This is a genomic window from Luteithermobacter gelatinilyticus (assembly GCF_005849285.1).
GTDB lineage: Bacteria > Pseudomonadota > Alphaproteobacteria > Sphingomonadales > Emcibacteraceae > Luteithermobacter > Luteithermobacter gelatinilyticus.
The window spans coordinates 2,702,487-2,721,496 of record NZ_CP040517.1 but is presented as its reverse complement, the minus strand read 5'-3'; the positions used below and the strand labels follow the sequence as shown (position 1 = coordinate 2,721,496).

16 protein-coding genes are annotated in these 19,010 nt (G+C 55.6%); 7 read left to right on the top strand and 9 right to left on the bottom strand.

Translation table 11 applies throughout. The features are described 5' to 3' along the window. Nucleotides 1-12: 12 nt before the first annotated feature. The 5 genes from FE788_RS12260 to FE788_RS12240 form a co-directional block, all read right to left on the bottom strand. Entirely contained in the window at nt 13-987 is a 975-nt protein-coding gene (locus FE788_RS12260) for an SAM-dependent methyltransferase (protein WP_138380912.1), read from the bottom strand. Between the two features lie 14 nt (nt 988-1,001). After that, complete coding sequence (locus FE788_RS12255; RefSeq protein ID WP_138380911.1) at nt 1,002-2,015, bottom strand: SAM-dependent methyltransferase; 1,014 nt, start codon at nt 2,013-2,015, stop codon at nt 1,002-1,004. A gap of 138 nt (nt 2,016-2,153) precedes the next feature. Further along, nucleotides 2,154-4,055 carry a cobaltochelatase subunit CobT gene (gene cobT / locus FE788_RS12250; RefSeq protein WP_210413966.1) on the bottom strand — a complete coding sequence of 634 codons (1,902 nt, stop codon included), beginning with the start codon at nt 4,053-4,055 and terminating at the stop codon, nt 2,154-2,156. Between the two features lie 69 nt (nt 4,056-4,124). Beyond that, complete coding sequence (gene cobS, locus FE788_RS12245; protein ID WP_138380909.1) at nt 4,125-5,132, bottom strand: cobaltochelatase subunit CobS; 1,008 nt, start codon at nt 5,130-5,132, stop codon at nt 4,125-4,127. Further along, the gene (locus tag FE788_RS12240; RefSeq protein ID WP_168190406.1) at nt 5,129-5,734 is read right to left on the bottom strand and encodes a J domain-containing protein; all 606 of its coding nucleotides are present in this window, start codon (nt 5,732-5,734) and stop codon (nt 5,129-5,131) included. Before FE788_RS12240 ends, cobS begins: the two co-directional genes overlap by 4 nt. A gap of 139 nt (nt 5,735-5,873) precedes the next feature. Between FE788_RS12240 and FE788_RS12235 the strand changes: the two genes are divergently transcribed. Further along, nucleotides 5,874-6,137: a BolA family protein gene (locus FE788_RS12235; RefSeq protein WP_138380907.1), complete on the top strand. Its 264-nt coding sequence runs from the start codon at nt 5,874-5,876 to the stop codon at nt 6,135-6,137. A gap of 392 nt (nt 6,138-6,529) precedes the next feature. Here the strand turns inward: FE788_RS12235 and FE788_RS12230 are convergent, their stop codons facing one another. Together FE788_RS12230 and FE788_RS12225 are read right to left on the bottom strand one after the other, a co-directional pair. Further along, complete coding sequence (locus FE788_RS12230; RefSeq protein WP_138380906.1) at nt 6,530-7,405, bottom strand: AEC family transporter; 876 nt, start codon at nt 7,403-7,405, stop codon at nt 6,530-6,532. Beyond that, on the bottom strand, nt 7,405-8,307 hold the full coding sequence (locus FE788_RS12225) for a LysR family transcriptional regulator (RefSeq protein ID WP_168190405.1): 903 nt from the start codon (nt 8,305-8,307) through the stop codon (nt 7,405-7,407). The genes FE788_RS12230 and FE788_RS12225 overlap by 1 nt, the downstream gene beginning before the upstream one ends. 211 nt (nt 8,308-8,518) lie before the next feature. Between FE788_RS12225 and FE788_RS12220 the strand changes: the two genes are divergently transcribed. From FE788_RS12220 to FE788_RS12195, 6 genes are all read left to right on the top strand, one after another. Continuing rightward, nucleotides 8,519-10,126 carry a carboxyl transferase domain-containing protein gene (locus FE788_RS12220; protein WP_138380904.1) on the top strand — a complete coding sequence of 536 codons (1,608 nt, stop codon included), beginning with the start codon at nt 8,519-8,521 and terminating at the stop codon, nt 10,124-10,126. Nucleotides 10,127-10,129: 3 nt separating this feature from the next. After that, nucleotides 10,130-10,936 (top strand): enoyl-CoA hydratase-related protein, encoded by an 807-nt coding sequence (locus FE788_RS12215; RefSeq protein ID WP_138380903.1) that lies wholly within the window; start codon nt 10,130-10,132, stop codon nt 10,934-10,936. 6 nt (nt 10,937-10,942) lie between these two features. Continuing rightward, nucleotides 10,943-12,928 (top strand): acetyl-CoA carboxylase biotin carboxylase subunit, encoded by a 1,986-nt coding sequence (locus FE788_RS12210; RefSeq protein WP_138380902.1) that lies wholly within the window; start codon nt 10,943-10,945, stop codon nt 12,926-12,928. Beyond that, the gene (locus FE788_RS12205; RefSeq protein ID WP_138380901.1) at nt 12,925-13,821 is read left to right on the top strand and encodes a hydroxymethylglutaryl-CoA lyase; all 897 of its coding nucleotides are present in this window, start codon (nt 12,925-12,927) and stop codon (nt 13,819-13,821) included. The genes FE788_RS12210 and FE788_RS12205 overlap by 4 nt, the downstream gene beginning before the upstream one ends. Before the next feature lie 124 nt (nt 13,822-13,945). Next, a complete protein-coding gene (locus FE788_RS12200; RefSeq protein ID WP_138380900.1) occupies nt 13,946-15,112 on the top strand; it encodes an isovaleryl-CoA dehydrogenase in 1,167 nt (388 codons plus the stop codon). Between the two features lie 213 nt (nt 15,113-15,325). After that, entirely contained in the window at nt 15,326-15,670 is a 345-nt protein-coding gene (locus FE788_RS12195; RefSeq protein ID WP_138380899.1) for an ArsR/SmtB family transcription factor, read from the top strand. Between the two features lie 39 nt (nt 15,671-15,709). Here the strand turns inward: FE788_RS12195 and FE788_RS12190 are convergent, their stop codons facing one another. Together FE788_RS12190 and FE788_RS12185 are read right to left on the bottom strand one after the other, a co-directional pair. Continuing rightward, the gene (locus FE788_RS12190; RefSeq protein ID WP_168190404.1) at nt 15,710-16,798 is read right to left on the bottom strand and encodes an AI-2E family transporter; all 1,089 of its coding nucleotides are present in this window, start codon (nt 16,796-16,798) and stop codon (nt 15,710-15,712) included. 198 nt (nt 16,799-16,996) lie between these two features. Beyond that, the gene (locus FE788_RS12185; protein WP_168190403.1) at nt 16,997-18,952 is read right to left on the bottom strand and encodes an alpha/beta hydrolase family protein; all 1,956 of its coding nucleotides are present in this window, start codon (nt 18,950-18,952) and stop codon (nt 16,997-16,999) included. Nucleotides 18,953-19,010 lie beyond the last annotated feature (58 nt).

The window sequence follows — 19,010 nt, the reverse complement described above, 5'->3', positions numbered from 1 at the left end:
AATTGATCTATTTTACCGGATGACCGCTGGTTTATGCGCCAAATACCGGCAGACTTTCAATTCGCCGCTGCGCATGATTTTGGTGCGCCGGTTCCAGAATTGTGCTTCCCGCATAATGGCATTGAGGCTGTCGGACGCTTCGGGGCCCTGGCGGGACAACAATTTGACAACCTGGTCCGCAGTGGCCCAGGCTTCGGCAATCATGTCCAGATAATGTTCCGTGATGTCTTCGTTAACCCGGATTCGGAACCCCGCCTTTTCCAGGGACTGGACCATCATGTCTGAGGTAACCGGATGCGGGTCATGGGGTTCCTGGCTCAACCATTGTTGAACATCGGGATGTTGCAGGCTGTCCATGTCCCGGATCACGTAATCAGTGATCAGGAACAGGCTGTCGTCTTTCAAATGGGTATGGACGACCTTGAGTAGATTGTCCTTCCGCCGCACCGTGAAGAGGGCCTCTTTGGCCAGAGCCCGGTCAAAGTTTCGCTCAAAGGCTTCGATGTTCTCCAGATCCTGGTGATAGATGGGCGCTTTTTTCTCCAGCCCGGCCTTTTTCGACATTTCCATGCCGGCGGCGGCCAGTTTGGCGGAGGATTCATAGCCGTTGATCCAGACGCCGAATTCCTGGGCCAGAACCCGGGCCGGCCCCCCGAGCCCGGCGCCGATCACCATGGCGCTGTGTTTGGGAGAGAGCGCCAGAAGTTTGGACATGGCAACCACATTTTCGGGGCCCCCGGGCCCACAATACCCATCTCCCCAGATCAACTGGGAAACTTCAATTCTGAGCGCGTCCCAGTTGACCTTTTCCACCGGTTCTGCAGGTGGTTCCGGTTCCTTCTGAGTCAGTTCCTTGTAACTGGCCTTGCCGCCCCGGGCCCGGAGCCGGGCTTCCATATCGGCCACATCATATCCCTCCCACCAGGCTTTGAGACGCCACCGCCAGGGAACCTTGATCTTTTTGTGATTTGCATCCATGTTTGCCATAATACAAATTTCCGTCAGCCCGTAGGTCCGGGTTTATAAGCCAGAAAGCGCCAGACATGCACGGATTTTTCCTTCAGGAGACGCGCCCGCAGTGACCAGAACGCCGCCTCTTTCATCAATACCTTGATTTCCGGGCAGTTTTCGCCATGGCCGCTGGCCAGTTGGGCCGCGATTTTATCGGCGTTTTCCCAACTTTTGGCAATCAATTCGATATACAGATCGGACACATCCTCATTCACACGAATCATGAAGCCGGCCTTTTCCAGAATGGCGGCCATCATTTCGGCGGTAACGGGATAGGGGCGCACGGTTTCCTGTTTCAGCCATTTCTGGACATTTTCGTCTTCCAGTACCTCAGGGCCGGCCAGGGTGTAATCCGTCACCAGGAACAGGGCGTCGTCCTTCAGTTTGTCATGAAGCTTTCTCACCAGTCCTGACTTGTCTTCCACAGTATACAGGGTTTCCTTGGCGAAAGCACGGTCAAACCGGCGGGTGAAGGGCTGTTCCGAACGGGGATTGTAATTGATGATTTCGGCTTTTGCAGCGAGCCCTGCCATTGTTGAAAGTTCCATGCCCCGTTTGGCAAGTTCCGGAGATTCCTCATATCCGGTAATCCAAACACCGAATTCATCGGCCATGACCCGGGCAGGGCCGCCCAGCCCCGCGCCAATGACCGCTGCACTCATTTCCGGTGTCATGGCCAGAAGTTTGGACATGGATTTGATGTGTTCCGGCCCGCCGGGACCACAATATCCTTCTCCCCACACAAGCTGGGCCACGCCGATCCGGCGGTCGTCCCAGGGCAGGATGGCAATATTATCGGACAGGCGGTTTGTTTCGCTCATCTGTTGCGCGGGCGTGACTGTAGGCGGCTCGGCGGTTTCAGCCGCGGGGGAGCCTTCCTGATGGTCCGTCGTATTCACCTCCCGGTTTTCCACCCTGGCGAGATCGTCAACATCATATCCCTCCCACCAGGCTTTGAGACGAAGTTTCAGGGGGATCTTGGGCTTGTTTCTCGCCTTTGCCATTGTCTTATTCCCGGAACATAATCTTATCCCGGCAGGATATTACAAATAAGGCGTTTACATATAGTTAACCAGAATGAATTGCGCGCGAAAGTCTGTGCCGTATATGGATCGCCGCCCCCTTTTTGGGGTGAGGGAGGGTCATAGCACGCGTCGGCGGGATCTTTTGTCTTCATCAAACAGGGTGGCGAGTTGTTCTGTAATGGCCCCGCCAAGCTGTTCCGCATCCATCAGCGTGATAGCGTTCTGGTAATAGCGGGTGACGTCATGGCCGATGCCAATGGCCAAAAGTTCCACCGGCGATTTTTTCTCGATCCAGTCAATGACGGCGCGCAAATGGTCTTCCAGATAATTGGCGCTGTTGGCGGACAGGGTGCTGTCGTCCACCGGCGCGCCGTCCGAAATGACCATCATGATGCGACGTTCTTCGGGGCGGACCACCAGCCGGCTATGGGCCCACAACAGGGATTCCCCGTCAATATTTTCCTTCAGCAGGCCCTCTCTCAACATCAGTCCCAGATTAACATTGGCGCGTCGCCAGGGGGTGTCCGCGGTTTTATAGATGATGTGGCGCAGGTCATTGAGCCGGCCGGGATTTTTGGGTTTGTGCGCGTCCAGCCATTGGGCGCGGGACTTGCCGCCTTTCCAGGCGCGGGTGGTAAAACCCAGGATTTCCACCTTAACCCCGCAACGCTCCAACGTGCGCGCGAGGATGTCGGCACACATGGCGGCAATGGTGATGGGACGTCCGCGCATGGAACCGGAATTGTCGATCAGCAGGGTCACCACCGTATCTTTGAAATCGGTTTCGTGTTCCATCTTGAAGGACAGGGGGTGCAGCGGATTGGTGACCACCCGCGTGAGACGCGCCGTATCCAGAAGACCTTCCTCCAGGTCAAATTCCCAGGACCGCATCTGTTGCGCCATCAGCATACGTTGCAGTCGGTTGGCCAGTTTGGTGACCATGCCCTGAAGGTGGCTGAGCTGCTGGTCCAGAGACTTGCGCAGATAAAGGAGTTCATCCGGATCGCAGAGGTCCTCGGCGGTGACAATTTCGTCAAATTCTGTAGTAAAGACCCGATACTCCACCAGGGGGCCCTGATGCAGATTATTGGGCAGGTGGTTCCAGGGCACTTCGGCCATCTGTTCCACGGCGTCCTCATTCATCAGGTCGTCCAGGGTCTGTGGCGCCAGCTCCGCGGCCATGTCGGTGGCGGCGTTGTCTTCCTCTCCCTCCAGTCCCTCGGACATATCCGACCGGGACTCGGCCGCCTGGTCGCTGCCTTCGTCCTGGCTGTTCTCTGTCTCGGGCTGGGGCTGCTGGTCCTCCTTGCGGGAATCGCCGTCTTCGGGTTGTTCGTCCGGATTTAAGTCTTCGGCCAGATCAAGGTCGGCGATAATCTTTCGGGCAAGGCGGCTGAAACGATCCTGATCGGCGATCGCCTCCTGAAGTTCGCCCAGATGAATAGCGGCCTTTTCCTCAATCAGCGGGCGAAGCGCGTTAACCGCATCGCGCGCGACAGCAGGCGGCGGCTGGTGGGTGAGCCGTTCCCGCACCAGAAGTTTGAGCACGTCCCCAAGCTGGGCTTTATCCAGCGTGTCCGCCACATCCATGCGATGGTCCTGGTAATATTGTTCGGTCAGGGCGGTGATATTGGCAGCAACTCCCCTCAGGCGGCGACTGCCTAGGGCTTCGATCCGGGCTTCTTCCAAGGCATCATAAACGGTTTTTGCCAACGGGGAGTCGGGGCTATTGCTGTAGTGCAGTGCAGTATTGTGATAGCGCCGCTTCAGGGCGTAAAGGTCCCCGAGTGCGCGGGTCCGGGTGATTTCTTCCGGCGGCAGGTCATGGCTGAGCACAGGCAGGGCAGCTTGTTTAGCGCTACTGGTGCGGCCTGCACCGCCGGATAGGTTAAGCCCCCGCCCCGGTTCCGGCGTCGGGGTGAAGCTTACCTCCACCTCCCTGTCCCGGGCGATGGCCCGGATGGTGGAGGTGAGCGCCTGTTTGTATTGCTCGATCCGGCGTGTGGTATTTTTTCTCACATTTGCTCCTGCCTGCAACGGGCCGGTCAGTGGTTCAAGGTCAGTGCTTCGACATGACGGGCCGTAGAATTAATGTCCGGTGACGACGGGGTTCAGTCCCGGCGCGGTCACTTCGGGCAGTTCTTCACCAAAACAGCGCTGATAATATTCCGCCACAATGGGGCGTTCCATTTCGTCGCATTTATTGAGGAAGGTGACCCGAAAGGCAAATCCGGCATCATGGAAAATGGCCGTGTTTTCCGCCCAGGTCAGCACGGTTCGGGGCGACATGACCGTGGAAATATCCCCGTTGATAAAGCCGGTGCGGCTGAGGTCGGCCACCTGCACCATCTGCTTGATCAGTTTGCGGCCGGCGTCGTTATTCAGATTCGGCAGCTTGGCGACAATAATGTTTTCTTCCATTTCATGAGGCAGGTAATTCAGGGTGGTCACGATGCTCCAGCGGTCCATCTGTCCTTGGTTGATCTGCTGGGTGCCGTGATACAGCCCCGATGTGTCGCCCAGGCCGATGGTGTTGGCCGTGGCAAACAGGCGGAAGGCGGGATGCGGGCGAATGACCTTGTTCTGGTCCAGCAGAGTGAGTTTGCCGGAAACTTCTAGGACCCGCTGTATCACAAACATCACATCTGGCCGCCCGGCGTCATATTCGTCAAATACCAACGCCGTGGGGTTTTGCAGTGCCCAGGGCAGAATGCCTTCCTGAAATTCCGTCACCTGCTTGCCGTCCCGCAACACAATGGCGTCCTTGCCCACCAGGTCAATCCGGCTGATATGACTGTCCAGATTGATGCGGACGCAGGGCCAGTTGAGGCGTGCGGCCACCTGTTCAATATGGGTGGATTTCCCGGTGCCGTGATAGCCTTGAATCATCACCCGCCGGTTATAGGCAAAACCGGCCAGAATGGCGAGCGTGGTATCGTGATCGAAAATATAGGTTTCGTCCAGGTCCGGCACATGATCGCTGCTGTCGGAAAAGGCCGGAACCTCGATATCGCTGTCAATGCCGAACACCTGCCGGACATTTACCTTGATGTCCGGGGTGTCGGCAGGGCTGGGGGCTGGGCCTGTTGATGTCATGCTTGTTTCCCTGTCTGTTTGCTGGTGAAATGGTGATAGGCATTGATGATCCTTTTGAAGATTTCTTCGGTCTCCTTGCCACCGCCATTCACATCAGGATGATATTTTTTAACCAGCTTTTTGTACGCTCTTCTTATGTCGTCCATCCGTGCGGTTTCGTCAAGTCCCAGAATCCCAAGCTGTTGCATATCTTCAGCGGAATAGGCGCTGTGGCCGGGGGTGGGGGCGCCCGGGTGAGTAAAGCGGGGACCGAACCCGTCCAGGTCATCAAAAATACCCATCCTGTCCTCAAGGTTAGCCTCGCCCTGGAAGATGGTGCCTATTTTCCAGGTAGGCCGGTGCCAGGTGCGGCTATCCCGTTCAAAAGCGTAAATTTCATCCTGAGTCATGTCAGCGAAAAAGTCCCAACGGGCGTTATACTCCCGGGCATGAGCTTTGCAGAACCAATAATACTCCCTTAAGTTCTCGCGGGATTTGGGGGCCTTGCACACCCCTTCCTCTGGGCAGCCTTCCCGGTCGCAATGGCGCATATACCGGCCCTGGTTCAGGTCAAGGGCGGGGTGGGGGCTTTTCCGGCGGGGTTTACGGGATTCTGCGCTCATGATCTTTTCCCGGGGGATATTATCCTGTGCTGCTTTATTTGCGTCATTTGTGACTATATACATATAGGGTGTGTAAGCCCGAATATCAGAAGAAGCCTAAAAAATAACCGAACAAGAAACCAGAGCCCAAGGAAATAATATGCGCGTTGCCAGAATTATCGAAGAAAAAATCCGCCGGGAATTGTCCCCGGAACACCTTGAGGTTATTGACGAGTCCGCCAAACATGCCGGGCATACCGGCGCCCGGCCCGAAGGGGAAAGCCATTTCCATCTGAAAATTACCGCCCGCGCCTTTGCCGGGCTGAACCGGGTCGCCCGGCAGCGCCTGGTCTATAAAATCCTTGCCGACGAACTGGCCGGGCCGGTTCATGCGCTTTCGCTCAGCCTTGACGCACCAGAGTAAAACGGGACGCCGGCCAAAGAGTCAGCGTCCCCTGTGCCGACCACGCCTTTATATCCCTTAGATATAAATCTTGTTTTTATCGCCCCGGAGTGATAAAAGGATTTTATACAATCTCGCAGCGCCGGAAGCAGCGCTGAAGTATAGGGGTGCGGGGCTGGAGCAGAAATTGTAGGCAGGCCCGGCGCAGATGCGGATTGTTCCTGTGTGGTAACAGGTCTGTGTGGTACTTTATGATAATAATCATAAAAGCCCCGTCCCCATTTTTCTCTTTCCATGATTTTCTCTTTCCACGGCCTGTTTGGGAGTTCGGCTTCTTTTCCATGGCGCTCCTCTTTCCTGAGGCGTATTTTCCCTTTTAAGAGTGAATCGAGTCTACCTGTTCACAATTCACTCTAAAGCATCCAGGTCAGAAGGACGGGGATGCTGATGGTGGACATCAGAGTGCTGATCAGCACCATGGCGGCCACGTCTTGCGGATTGCGGTTATATTGACTGGCGAGAAGGTAACTGAAAATGGCGACCGGCATGGAGCTTTGCAGGATCAGCACATTTCTCTCAATGCCTGTAAAACCGAACAGGACGGCTGTGAAGTAACCAATGCCCACACCAATCAGGATCTTGAAAAACGACAGCAGGATCAATTCGCCGGACTTGTCCACCTTGAGTCGGGCGAGAGACGCCCCCAGGGTCAGCAACATGAGCGGGATGGTCAGGCCCCCCAGAAGTTGTGTGGTGTTACTGAACCAGGCCGGGGGTGTGGTGTCGGTCAGGATAAAGGCAAAGGCCAGCGCAATCCCCCATAGCAGGGTTACCCGGGTCAGGCTGGCGGCCGTGAGATTGCCGTGGGCGATGAACAGGGCCAGGGTGAACTGGAAAATCACGCTGACGGCGAAAAACGCCACCCCGAGGCCGAATCCTTGTTCGCCAAAGGCAAACAGGCACAGCGGCAACCCCATATTACCGGAATTGGTCGAATAAAGGGCGATCACATATCCCCGCCGGGGCAGGCCGGCGAATGTTGTGACTGCCAGACTGACCAGCAATAACCCCATAATGGCGATGAAGGCGGCAATAAAAAAGTCGCTGGCCGCGAAAATTTTGTCGCCCATGCCCATGATGCCGTTAAAAACCAGTGCGGGGGCGCCGATATTCATGTTCATTCTGGTGATGAAATCCGACGGGAATTCCATGCCCTGTCTGACCAGAACATATCCGATCAAGGCGATCAGAAAAACCGGGGCGATGATGGCGAAAAGTTCAGAAAACATCAGGTTGTCTCATAGGTCAGGGCAGGCAGGAGGGTTCCGGCAAAATCTCCAAAACGGGTGAGCAGGTTCTCGCGTTCCGCGCTCAGGGGGGTCGAGGTCCAAACAAGGCCCAGAATGCGGTCAAAGTCATACCCTTCGAGCGGCAGGCGCGCAACCCCTTCCATCCGGTACTGGTTGGGCATGGTGGTAAAGCCGATGCCGGCCGCCACCATCATCAAGGCCCGCTCATCCTGGGTCGTGCGGTAAACCAGGCGCGGGCGCACATTGTGATCGGTGAAAAATCGGCTGGTTTCACTGAGAATTTCACAGCGGCTGCGCACAATGGTTGGCTCATCCGCCAGATCCCGGGGATGCAGGCTGCGTTTGGCGGCCAGCGGATGATGACTGGCGATGGCCACGGAATAACGGTCCCTGTATAGAGACAAGGTCCGGGATTTCAGACCGGATTTGTAACCAGGCCTGAGGATCGTCAGGGCAATATCAATACGCCCGGAATCCAGGCGGTTCTGGATTTCCTGCTCGGTGCCTTCAAAAAGTTCGATCACCAGGCCGGGTTCTTCACGTCGGAACGGATGAAGAAGGTGGTGAACCACTGCGCCGGGAATGGTCATCAAAACCCCGAGTCTCAGGATTTTCGGGCTTTCGGCCGCGCGCATCTCCGCTTCCGCCAGACTGACCTGATGCAAAATGGCCTTGGCGCGGTCCACAAAACGGCTGCCGCTTTCGGTCAGGAAAACCCGTTTGCTGGAGCGGTCGAAAAGCCGCACGCCCAGCGCCTGTTCAAGTTTGTGAATCCCTGCGGACAAGGTGGGCTGGGTGACAAACACCCGGTCTGCGGCCTTGGTGAAACTTCCGGTTTCCACGACCGCCAGGAAATAGCGCAACTGATACAGTTCAAACATGATACTCCACCCCTCATCACAATTCACTCTAGAGGTCTTGTTTGTCGATGTTAGGCAGAATAATAGAAACATTCTATGATTTGAATAAATATTAATGATTTTTTCTATGATCTAATTTTTGCTATGCTGATCGGCACGGGTAAACGCCGTAACAGGCCCACAATCTCCACAAAAACCGTCTGTTGCGAGACCAACTAAAAGAGATCATGACATGACCGAGTTGCACACGGAACTGGATGTGACAGGGGCGGAATTCGCCGAAAATGCTGCGGCCATGCGCACGCTGGTGCGCGATCTGAGAGCCAAAATTGCAAAAATCGAACAGGGGGGTGGGGAAAAGGCTCGCGCGCGCCATCTCAGCCGGGGTAAACTGTTGCCACGCGATCGGATCAACCGATTGCTGGATAAAGGTTCTCCCTTTCTGGAGCTGTCCCAGTTGGCGGCTTATGATATGTATGATGCGGAGATTCCCGCCGCCGGGATCATCACCGGCATTGGCCGGGTTGGTGGACAGGAATGCATGATCGTGTGTAATGACGCCACCGTCAAAGGCGGCACCTATTATCCGATGACGGTGAAAAAGCATCTGCGCGCCCAAGAAATTGCCGAACAGAACCGCCTGCCCTGTATTTATCTGGTTGACAGCGGCGGGGCCAACCTGCCCAATCAGGACGAGGTGTTCCCGGACAAGAATCATTTTGGCCGTATTTTTTACAATCAGGCCAATATGTCCGCCAAGGGCATCCCCCAGATTGCTGTGGTCATGGGCTCCTGCACGGCCGGTGGTGCTTATGTTCCGGCCATGAGCGATGAAAGTATCATCGTCAAGGAGCAGGGCACCATTTTCCTCGCCGGGCCGCCTCTGGTGAAGGCTGCAACAGGGGAGGTGGTCAGTGCCGAGGAACTGGGTGGCGGTGATGTGCATACCCGTATTTCCGGGGTGGCTGATCATCTGGCCCATGACGACAATCATGCACTGGAAATGGCCCGGCGCATTGTCGGTACCCTCAATCGTCAAAAACCGGGGCAGTTGACCCGGCGTCCTCCGCGGGAACCGTTATATGACCCCGAAGAGCTGTATGGCGTAATTCCGGCGGATTTGAAAAAGCCCTATGATGTGCGCGAGGTCATCGCCCGCATTGTGGACGGCAGTGAATTTGATGAATTCAAGAAACGCTACGGCACCACGCTGGTCTGTGGTTTTGCCCATATTTACGGCATGCCGGTGGGGATCATTGCCAATAATGGGGTGCTGTTTTCGGAATCCGCCCTCAAAGGCGCGCATTTTGTGGAACTGTGCTGCCAACGGGGCATTCCGCTGGTCTTTTTACAGAATATCACTGGGTTTATGGTCGGGCGTAAATATGAATCCGGCGGCATTGCCCGCGATGGCGCCAAGATGGTGACGGCCGTCTCCTGTGCCCAAGTGCCCAAATTCACCGTCATTATCGGCGGATCCTTCGGGGCCGGTAATTATGGCATGTGCGGACGGGCCTATAATCCGCGCTTTTTGTGGATGTGGCCCAATGCGCGGATTTCCGTGATGGGCGGAGAACAGGCCGCCGGCGTTCTTGCCACCGTCAAACGTGACGGGCTGGAGCGGGCCGGCAAGACATGGTCCGAAGAAGAGGAAGCCGCCTTTCGCACCCCCATCATGGAACAGTATGAGCGTCAGGGGCATCCCTATTATGCCTCGGCCCGGTTGTGGGATGACGGGGTGATTGACCCCCGGGATACCCGCCGGGTCCTGGGGCTGGGCCTTAGCGCCAGCCTCAATGCGCCTATCGAAAAAACCACCTTTGGCATATTCAGGATGTAACGCATGACCACCGACACTGTTGTAATAGAAAAAGACAAGGACGGCCTGGCCCGGGTCACGTTGAACCGGCCTGAGGTGCGCAATGCTTTTAACGAACATATGATCCGCGAGCTGTCGGAAACCTTTCGTACGCTGGGGCAGGACGAGACGGTCAAGGCGGTGATTCTTTCCGGCCGGGGCAAGAGTTTTTCCGCCGGGGCGGATCTCGACTGGATGAAGCGGGCAGCAAGCTACAGCCACGAACAGAACAAGGCGGATGCTGATGCGCTCGCCGCCATGCTCAAGGCTTTGTATGAAATGCCCAAGCTGACCATTGCCTGCGTGCAGGGGGCGGCGATGGGCGGCGGGCTGGGTCTGGTGGCCTGCTGCGACGTGGTGATTGCCGTGCGGGATACGCGGTTTGCTCTGTCGGAAGTGAAGCTGGGGCTTATTCCGGCGACCATTTCGCCTTATGTGATGACAGCTATCGGCGCCCGTCAGGCGCGGCGGTTCTTCCAGACCGGTGAAGCGTTTTTCGGGGACAAGGCCAAAGAGATCGGTTTGGTGCACGAGCTGGCGGAAGATGAACAAAGCCTTGAGTTGGTGTTGGAGAAGATTCTCAAGGAAGTGCGTCTGGCAGGCCCCCGGGCCATGGCGGCTTCAAAACGTCTGGTGCTGGATTTTGCCGGGCGCCCCTTGGATCTGGAGATTATCGAAGAGACAGCGAACCGCATTGCCGCCACCCGGGCCGGCGCCGAAGCCCGTGAGGGGATCACCGCCTTTTTTGAGAAACGGCCGGCAGCTTGGGTGAAAGACAACAAGGAAGGGTGAGGGCGCATGTTTGACAAGATCCTGATTGCCAATCGCGGGGAAATTGCCTGCCGTATTATCGAAACCGCCCGTAGAAGCGGGATTGCTACGGTGGCTGTCTATTCCGAAGCCGATAGTGCCGCCCGGCATGTGCGGCTTGCCGATGAGGCGCACCTGATCGGCGGCGCGGCGGCACGCGAGAGTTATCTGTGTGCAGAAAAACTGATCGAGGTGGCGCAACGCACCGGGGCTCAGGCCATTCATCCGGGATATGGGTTTCTGTCGGAAAATGCCGAATTTGCGGAAGCCTGTGAAAAAGCGGGGGTGGTTTTCATCGGCCCCGGCCCGGAAAGCATCCGGGCCATGGGATTAAAGGATAGGGCCAAGGAGCTGATGGCCCGGGCCGGGGTGCCGGTGGTGCCAGGCTATCAGGGGGCGGATCAGACCCCGAATGTGTTGAAAGCAGAGGCGGACCGCATCGGCTATCCCGTGTTGATCAAGGCGGTGGCCGGCGGCGGCGGCAAGGGCATGCGGCTGGTGGAAAAGGCGGAGGAATTTCTGAGCGCGCTGGAAAGCTGCCAACGCGAGGCCGAAGCCGCATTTGGCAATGCCCATGTTCTGGTTGAAAAATTCCTCGCCAAACCCCGCCATATCGAAGTGCAGGTCTTCGCCGACAGTCACGGCGAGGCGGTTTATCTTTATGAACGGGACTGTTCCCTGCAACGCCGCCACCAAAAGGTGGTGGAAGAAGCGCCCGCGCCGGGCATGCCGGAAGACATGCGCCGGGCCATGGGACAAGCGGCGGTGAAGGCGGCCAAGGCCATTGGCTATTGCGGGGCGGGCACCATCGAATTTATTGTAGACAGCAGCAAAGGCCTTCATAAGGACAGTTTCTATTTCATGGAAATGAACACCCGTCTTCAGGTGGAGCATCCGGTGACGGAACTGATTACCGGCCTTGATCTGGTGGACTGGCAGCTGCGCATTGCGGCAGGAGAGCGGTTGCCGCTGACCCAGGACCAGATTCCGCTTGATGGGCATGCTTTTGAAGTGCGGCTTTATGCCGAGGACCCGACCAGCGGGTTCCTGCCGCAGACCGGCCGGTTGCATCATTTTTCAACCCCGCCGCAGGACCAGCATTTTCGTCTTGACAGCGGGGTGGAGGAAGGCGACGAGGTCAGTATCCATTATGATCCCATGATTGCCAAGCTGATTGTTTGGGACCGGGATCGGCCCGGTGCGCTCAGGCAGATGCGCCGGGTGCTACGCGAGACAGCGGTGGCGGGCCTGAAGACCAATCTGGAGTTTCTGGGCCGGATTTTCGATCATGACGCCTTTGCCAAAGGGGATGTGGACACGGGGTTCATTTCCCGCTTTGAACAGGACCTTATCCCGCAGCCAGGGCCGGCCTGGCCGGAAATTCTGGCCCTGGCCGTGTTGAATGAACTGGTGCCTGACCGGTCTTCTGCCGACGTGTGGGACTGGACCGATGGCTGGCGTATGAATATGGCGTTGACCAGCACCCTCACTTTTGTGGACCAGCAAGGCAAGCGCGACATTGAGGTGACCTATGAGGAAAATGGCTTTCGTCTGTTGATTGATGGCCGCGAACATGAAGCCTGTGTGGCGGAGCGACGCGGGGAGGATTTCACCATTCTGTTTGACGGCCACAAGGTCCAGGCCAAGGTCATCCGTGACGGGCAGGAGTACACCATATTCCAGGACGGCAGGGTGTTTTACCTGCATCATTATCTGCCGGGCGCAGAAGCGGGTGAGGATATGACCGGTAGCGGCGTAATTATCACCCCCATGCCCGGCCGCCTCAGTCGGCTGATGGTGGCGGAGGGCGACCGGGTGGAGGCGGGCCAGCCGCTCCTGGTCCTCGAAGCCATGAAGATGGAACATACCCTGAAGGCGCCGTTGGCGGGCACGGTGGAACAAGTGGCGGCCCAGGAAGGGGAGCAGGTGACGGACGGCCAGCTTCTGGTAAAGATTACGGAGGATGAAGCATGACTATGCCGGCCACGGTTCGCCTTTATGAAGTGGGACCCCGCGACGGGTTGCAGAATGAAAAGACGGTGGTGCCGACTGAGGTGAAGGTGAAGCTGATTGGGCTTCTTGCTGATGCGGGCCTTACAAAGATCGAGGCTACCAGTTTCGTCTCTCCCAAATGGGTGCCGCAAATGGCGGATAATGCTGACGTCATGGCGGCATTGCCCGCGCGGGAAGGAGTGGTTTATCCGGTGCTTACCCCGAATATGAAGGGGCTGGATGCGGCCTTGGCCGCGGGAGCACGGGAAGTGGCCATTTTCGGGGCTGCTTCGGAAAGTTTCAGCCGCAAGAATATCAACTGTGGTATCGCCGAAAGCCTGGACCGGTTCCGGCCGGTGGCGGAAAAGGCGCGGGCCGAAGGTGTGTCCGTGCGCGGTTATATTTCCTGCGTCGTGGGCTGCCCCTATGAAGGCGAGATTGCGCCAAGGGCTGTGGCGGAGATAACACAGGCGCTTTTGCAAATGGGCTGTTATGAAATCTCGCTCGGCGATACCATTGGTGTTGGCACGCCCAGAAGCCTCAATGCCATGCTGGATGCGGTGCTGGCCGTGGCACCGGTTGAGCGGCTTGCCCTTCATTGCCACGACACCTATGGTCAGGCATTGGTCAATATCCTGACCGGGCTTGAACGGGGCATTAGCGTCATCGACAGCTCTGTTGCGGGGCTTGGCGGTTGTCCCTATGCCAAAGGCGCATCCGGCAATGTGGCGACGGAAGATGTGTTGTATCTGCTGAAGGGCTTGGGACTAGAGACCGGCGTGGATCTCGACAAACTGGTCGAAGCCGCCTGGTATATTGCCGACTTCCTGGGCCGTCCGCCGACTTCCAAGGTGGCGGTGGCAATGGGAAAATAATTTCTTTGGCACACAAAAAAGTTATGGATCGCCGCACCCTTTTTAGGGGATCGTGATGTCGCATTTATCAATTTATGGAACACCTTAGACAAAATAATTTTATGAACCAAGAAAGGACCAATAGATGGTTTCTTATCCTTCTCTGAATTTTAATCTGGGCGATGAGATTGACATGCTGCGCGAGACGGTAAAGTCTTTTGCAGACAAGGAGCTGGCTCCGCGTGCGGCGGAAATTGACGCCAAAAACGAGTTCCCCGCCGACATGTGGCGCAAGATGGGGGATCTGGGTCTTTTGGGGGTGACCGTGAGCGAAGAATATGGTGGGGTCGATATGGGGTATCTGGCCCATTGTGTGATCATGGAGGAAATCTCCCGTGCCTCAGCCAGCGTGGGTCTTTCCTACGGTGCCCATTCTAACCTTTGCGTCAACCAGATTTATCGCAACGGTTCGGAAGAGCAGAAACGCAAATATCTGCCCAAGCTGATCAGCGGGGAACATGTGGGGGCGCTGGCCATGAGCGAACCGGGGGCGGGCTCTGACGTGGTGGGCATGCGGCTTCGGGCCGATAAAAAAGGCGACCGGTATGTGCTCAACGGGAATAAGATGTGGATCACCAACGGTCCCGATGCGGACACTTTGGTGGTGTATGCCAAAACTGATCTTGACGCCGGCCCCCGCGGCATCACCGCTTTTCTGATTGAGAAAGGCATGAAAGGGTTTTCCACGGCGCAGAAGCTGGACAAGTTGGGCATGCGTGGCTCCAATACCTGTGAACTGGTGTTTGAAGACTGCGAAGTGCCGGAAGAAAATGTTCTGGGACAGGAAAACGCCGGGGTGCGGGTGCTGATGAGTGGTCTGGATTATGAACGGGTGGTGCTGTCCGGTGGACCGCTTGGCATCATGCAGGCCTGTCTGGATGTGGTATTGCCCTATATCCATGAACGCAAGCAGTTCGGTCAGCCCATCGGCGAATTTCAACTGATGCAGGGCAAGATCGCGGACATGTATACTGAACTCAATGCCTGCCGGGCTTATGTCTATGCGGTTGCCGCCGCCTGTGATCGGGGTGAGACAACCCGCAAGGATGCCGCCGGCTGCATCCTCTATTCCGCCGAACGGGCGACCCAGATGGCATTGCAGGCGATCCAGGCTTTGGGTGGCAATGGCTATATCAATGAATATCCTACCGGTCGGCTGCTCCGGGACGCTAAACTTTATGAAATTGGCGCTGGCACCAGCGAAATCCGTCGTATGCTGATTGGGCGGGAGCTGTTCGGGGAGACGGCCTGAATATAAAATTCAACCATATGGTGTGCCGGGACTAGGGCCCCTTTGTGGGTTCTGGTCCCGTACCTTGTGGAAAATATTTTTTTGTTAGCGCTTTCCGGGAATTGGGATATAGTTATTTACACAAAAGCTAAAAACAGAGCGGGGTGATCAACTCGTTCAGAAATGATTCCCGATTAATCTACAGGCGGATGAAGCGTTACAGGCAAAAAGATAATGAAGCATACAAAACGGATTGATACTGAGAAACTTCAGGAGAATGCGTTGCAGGCCGCGGATTTCCTGAAAACTCTGGCAAACCCCAACCGGTTAGTTATTTTGTCTCGTCTTCTTGACGAAGAGATGTGTGTGGGGGACCTCGAAAAAAATCTGAATATATCCCAATCGGCGCTGTCCCAGCATTTGAGTCGAATGCGGGCGGAAGGGCTGGTCGCGACGCGACGGGAAAGCCAGCAGATTTTTTATCGCATCAAAGACAAACGGGTGGAAGAGATCTTGTTGCTGACCTATAAGCTGTTCTGTGAGGAAGAAATAGAACAGCAGGTCGCCGCCAGCGCGTGAGCTGATCGTTTGTTTACCTGATTTCTTGCGGGTTCGGTATCAGACGCCGGCCGCCTCTTCTTGCTGTGGTGATCCGGAATTTTTGACCACTTTCCGTGCCTTGATATAACCGTCCTGGGACAACAGGATGGCCACCGGTCGGGTGGCTGGAAACTGGGAAAACACAATCATCAGGATGACCGTGAACGGCACGCTTAAAAACATGCCGGCAATACCCCAGATACTGCCCCACAAAGCCAGCGACAACATCACCACCAACGGGCTTAGATTCAAAGAATTGCCCATCAGTTTGGGTTCCAGAATGTTGCCCACACTGAACTGAATCGTCCCCAGCGTGACGAGCACCACCACAAAAGGTGTAAAGGTGTCAAACTGCACCAGAGACAGCAGGGCCGGAAATATCACTGCCAGCAGCGAACCAATGGTGGGGATATAGTTCAGAAGAAAAATAATAAACGCCCAGAATTCTGCATAATCCACGCCCACCAGGATCAGCACCACATAACAGGCCAGCCCCGTCAGCAGACTGACAAAGGTTTTGATCGCCACGTATTTTTCGATATCCTGCGCCACATGGGTTAGAATGGTGCGCACCGTTTCATCATAACGGGAATTTTTCAGCAGGGCGTCCAGCTTCTGCGGAAAAAACTTCTCTTCCAGGATCAGAAACAGCAGATAAATGAGGATCAGACTGGCATTGCCCGCGAGCGCCGCCATGGTCGAGGCAATATTGGTGATAAACGGCGCCAGGCTGATCTGGCTTAAAAACTGGTTGAGATTGACCTGGTCGTCAAGACCGATCAGGGCAAAAAACCGCCCTGTAAGGGAACGAAAATTTTCCTGGTAGTGGGGGGCGGCGGTTTTCACGTCGGTGATGTTGTTGCTGATCATGTCAAACAGTAGCACCAGCGCCATCATCATGGTCAGCAACGCCAGCGCGAAACTCAGCTTGGGCGGCAAGCTCCTGCCGGCCAGGCGGATTTTCTGAAAATAGTCGGACAGGGTATGAATCAGATACCAGATCACCACTGCAATCATAAACGGCACAAGCAGATCCCGGCCAATGACCATAATGAAAACAATCAGGGTAATCAGCCCCAGTCCCCCGGCAAAAGTCAAGATGCGCATGGATTTCCCTTCAGTTGTTTTCATTTAGCGTGAATTGTGAATAGATTGACCTAATTCACTCTAGAGCACGACCCCGGACCGGGTTCCGGTCCAGAAAACGGGATTATTCCGACAAACGTCGCCGGACGTCAAGGGGCATTCATCGCTGCGCCTTGCGTCGTTCCCAGGAAAAGCCGCAAGACGTTTTGGGAACAGGCCTTATTCGGGGTATTCCAGATGTTTTTTGAGAAATTTTTCCACCTCGACCATAAATCTGATGCGGTGTTGTTCGCGGCTTAAGTGATGGTTGCCGTCCTCAAATTTCAGGAAAAGAATATCCTTGCCTTTATTTTTCATTTTCCTGGCGAACTTTTCCCCCTGAAGATAACGGACACGCCGGTCCTTGGTACCATGGGCCAGAAGTACAGGAATATTGATCTTGTCCACATGAAGGTAAGGGGAAATGTCGCCATAGGACAGGTCATCATGGCGCACATAGTCGCGCCTCACTTTGCTGCCGACATACTTTTTCATATCGGAAACCATCTTGCGGACATCTGTGATGGGAGCAAAGGCCACCGCACATTGAAACAGGTCCGGCTCCCTCACCACGGTTTGTAATGCGGCATAGCCCCCGTAACTGCCGCCCATGATACACAGGCGATCCCGGTCGGCGATGCCTTGCGCGGCCACCCACCGGGCCCCATCAATGATGTCTTCCAGCATCTTGCCGCCAAACTCATGATCGCCCAGGCTTTCATACTGCGCGCCATAGCCGGTGGACCCCCGGTAATTCATTTGCAACACCGCATACCCCCGGGTGGTGAGCAACTGCACCCAATAATTAAAACCCCAGTAATCCCGGCTGGCTGGCCCGCCATGGGGTAAAATCACGGTGGGCAGGTTTTTGGCTTCTTTTCCTTTCGGCAGGGATAGATAAGCGGGAATTTCTAGGCCGTCGCGGGCCGTATAGGTGAGAGGCGTCATGTCCGATAGCCGGCTGCGATCCAGTCCCGGATAGTTTTCTCCGATCCAGTCCATGCGTCGGCTGTCCAGGTTCAGATAATAATAGTCGCCTGGATTTTGCGGGGAGGTTACATAAATGATGAAACTTTTCTGATCTTTGCTGGCGGAGACAATACGGGCTTCTTCGCCGGGGAACTGTTTGTCGAGAAACCCCTGTATCGCCTTACGCTTTTTATCCAGATGTACGATTTGCGGATTTTCATCGGGGTAGACATAGCTGCGCAGATTGCCATCCTCATCCACGTCAATGGTTTCAATATCCACCTTCTGGCTGCCGGCGATTTTTTCGACGAATTCCCCCGTTTCGGTATTGTATTTGTAAAATGCTTTGCGGCCTGCTTCATCCAGGCGGGAGACAAAAATCATTTCGGGCTCGGTGCTGAATTCCACAAATTCAAAGGGGGCGTTGGCGTCGATCAGGTCATAGTCGGCGATATATGTCCACCTGTGGTTTTCACTTTTGCGGTAAAGGACCTTGTATCTTCTGTCCTTGCTTAACCCGGTGCCCAGACGCACAACCCCCTTCTGGTCCGCGTGCCAGTTCATAATGGTGCTCCTGCTGCGCACTATTTTTTTCCGATCCGCAGTGTGAATATTGACCTTGTACACATCGGGATGATTCATCGTGTCATAGGTATCGAGCGCGAGCAGAATATGATCCGGATCATCGGGCAGGAAACTGACCACGGCATCCTGGAACTGGGTAGCCCAGGTCATGGAGCTGGTTGTAGATCCGTTGGCCTTATGTTTCTGTTTCTGAACCAGGTTGATCTGGTTCTGTTTGGTCCAGTCCATGGCAAGAAGCCGGGTTTCGATGGTTTCCGTGCCAAAACGTTTTGCAGGAAAACGTATACTCACCGCGAGACGCTCATTGGTCAGCCAGCGTACCCAGTTGAATTCCCCATCCTTGAAGCCGATGAGAAACTTTTTGCCTTTTTCTTCGGGCCTCAGGCTCATGGTTAGCATCCCGGTGCGTCCCCCCATCCGTTGCAGGATGGCCAGTCGGGTGCCGTCTGGTGACAGCTTGAGGCTCTTGACCATGGGCAGACGGCCGAAAATTTTGGCGGCAACACTTCTGGGCTCATCCGTGGCGTGGACAGGAAGAATATAAACGATACAAAGAAACGCCAGAACGGCTATACGGTACATCCCCATTCCCCCAATTTTTTATGGTTCTTACAAGAGTAATCAAAAAAGACCCAATCAG

Bases quoted from the DNA above. Each gene is read 5' to 3' on its own strand.
- FE788_RS12260 (WP_138380912.1), bottom strand. From the start codon at position 987: ATGGCAAACATGGATGCAAATCACAAAAAGATCAAGGTTCCCTGGCGG.
- FE788_RS12255 (WP_138380911.1), bottom strand. From the start codon at position 2,015: ATGGCAAAGGCGAGAAACAAGCCCAAGATCCCCCTGAAACTTCGTCTC.
- cobS (WP_138380909.1), bottom strand. From the start codon at position 5,132: ATGACATCAACAGGCCCAGCCCCCAGCCCTGCCGACACCCCGGACATC.
- FE788_RS12240 (WP_168190406.1), bottom strand. From the start codon at position 5,734: ATGAGCGCAGAATCCCGTAAACCCCGCCGGAAAAGCCCCCACCCCGCC.
- FE788_RS12235 (WP_138380907.1), top strand. From the start codon at position 5,874: ATGCGCGTTGCCAGAATTATCGAAGAAAAAATCCGCCGGGAATTGTCC.
- FE788_RS12230 (WP_138380906.1), bottom strand. From the start codon at position 7,405: ATGTTTTCTGAACTTTTCGCCATCATCGCCCCGGTTTTTCTGATCGCC.
- FE788_RS12225 (WP_168190405.1), bottom strand. From the start codon at position 8,307: ATGTTTGAACTGTATCAGTTGCGCTATTTCCTGGCGGTCGTGGAAACC.
- FE788_RS12220 (WP_138380904.1), top strand. From the start codon at position 8,519: ATGACCGAGTTGCACACGGAACTGGATGTGACAGGGGCGGAATTCGCC.
- FE788_RS12215 (WP_138380903.1), top strand. From the start codon at position 10,130: ATGACCACCGACACTGTTGTAATAGAAAAAGACAAGGACGGCCTGGCC.
- FE788_RS12210 (WP_138380902.1), top strand. From the start codon at position 10,943: ATGTTTGACAAGATCCTGATTGCCAATCGCGGGGAAATTGCCTGCCGT.
- FE788_RS12205 (WP_138380901.1), top strand. From the start codon at position 12,925: ATGACTATGCCGGCCACGGTTCGCCTTTATGAAGTGGGACCCCGCGAC.
- FE788_RS12200 (WP_138380900.1), top strand. From the start codon at position 13,946: ATGGTTTCTTATCCTTCTCTGAATTTTAATCTGGGCGATGAGATTGAC.
- FE788_RS12195 (WP_138380899.1), top strand. From the start codon at position 15,326: ATGAAGCATACAAAACGGATTGATACTGAGAAACTTCAGGAGAATGCG.
- FE788_RS12190 (WP_168190404.1), bottom strand. From the start codon at position 16,798: ATGCGCATCTTGACTTTTGCCGGGGGACTGGGGCTGATTACCCTGATT.
- FE788_RS12185 (WP_168190403.1), bottom strand. From the start codon at position 18,952: ATGTACCGTATAGCCGTTCTGGCGTTTCTTTGTATCGTTTATATTCTT.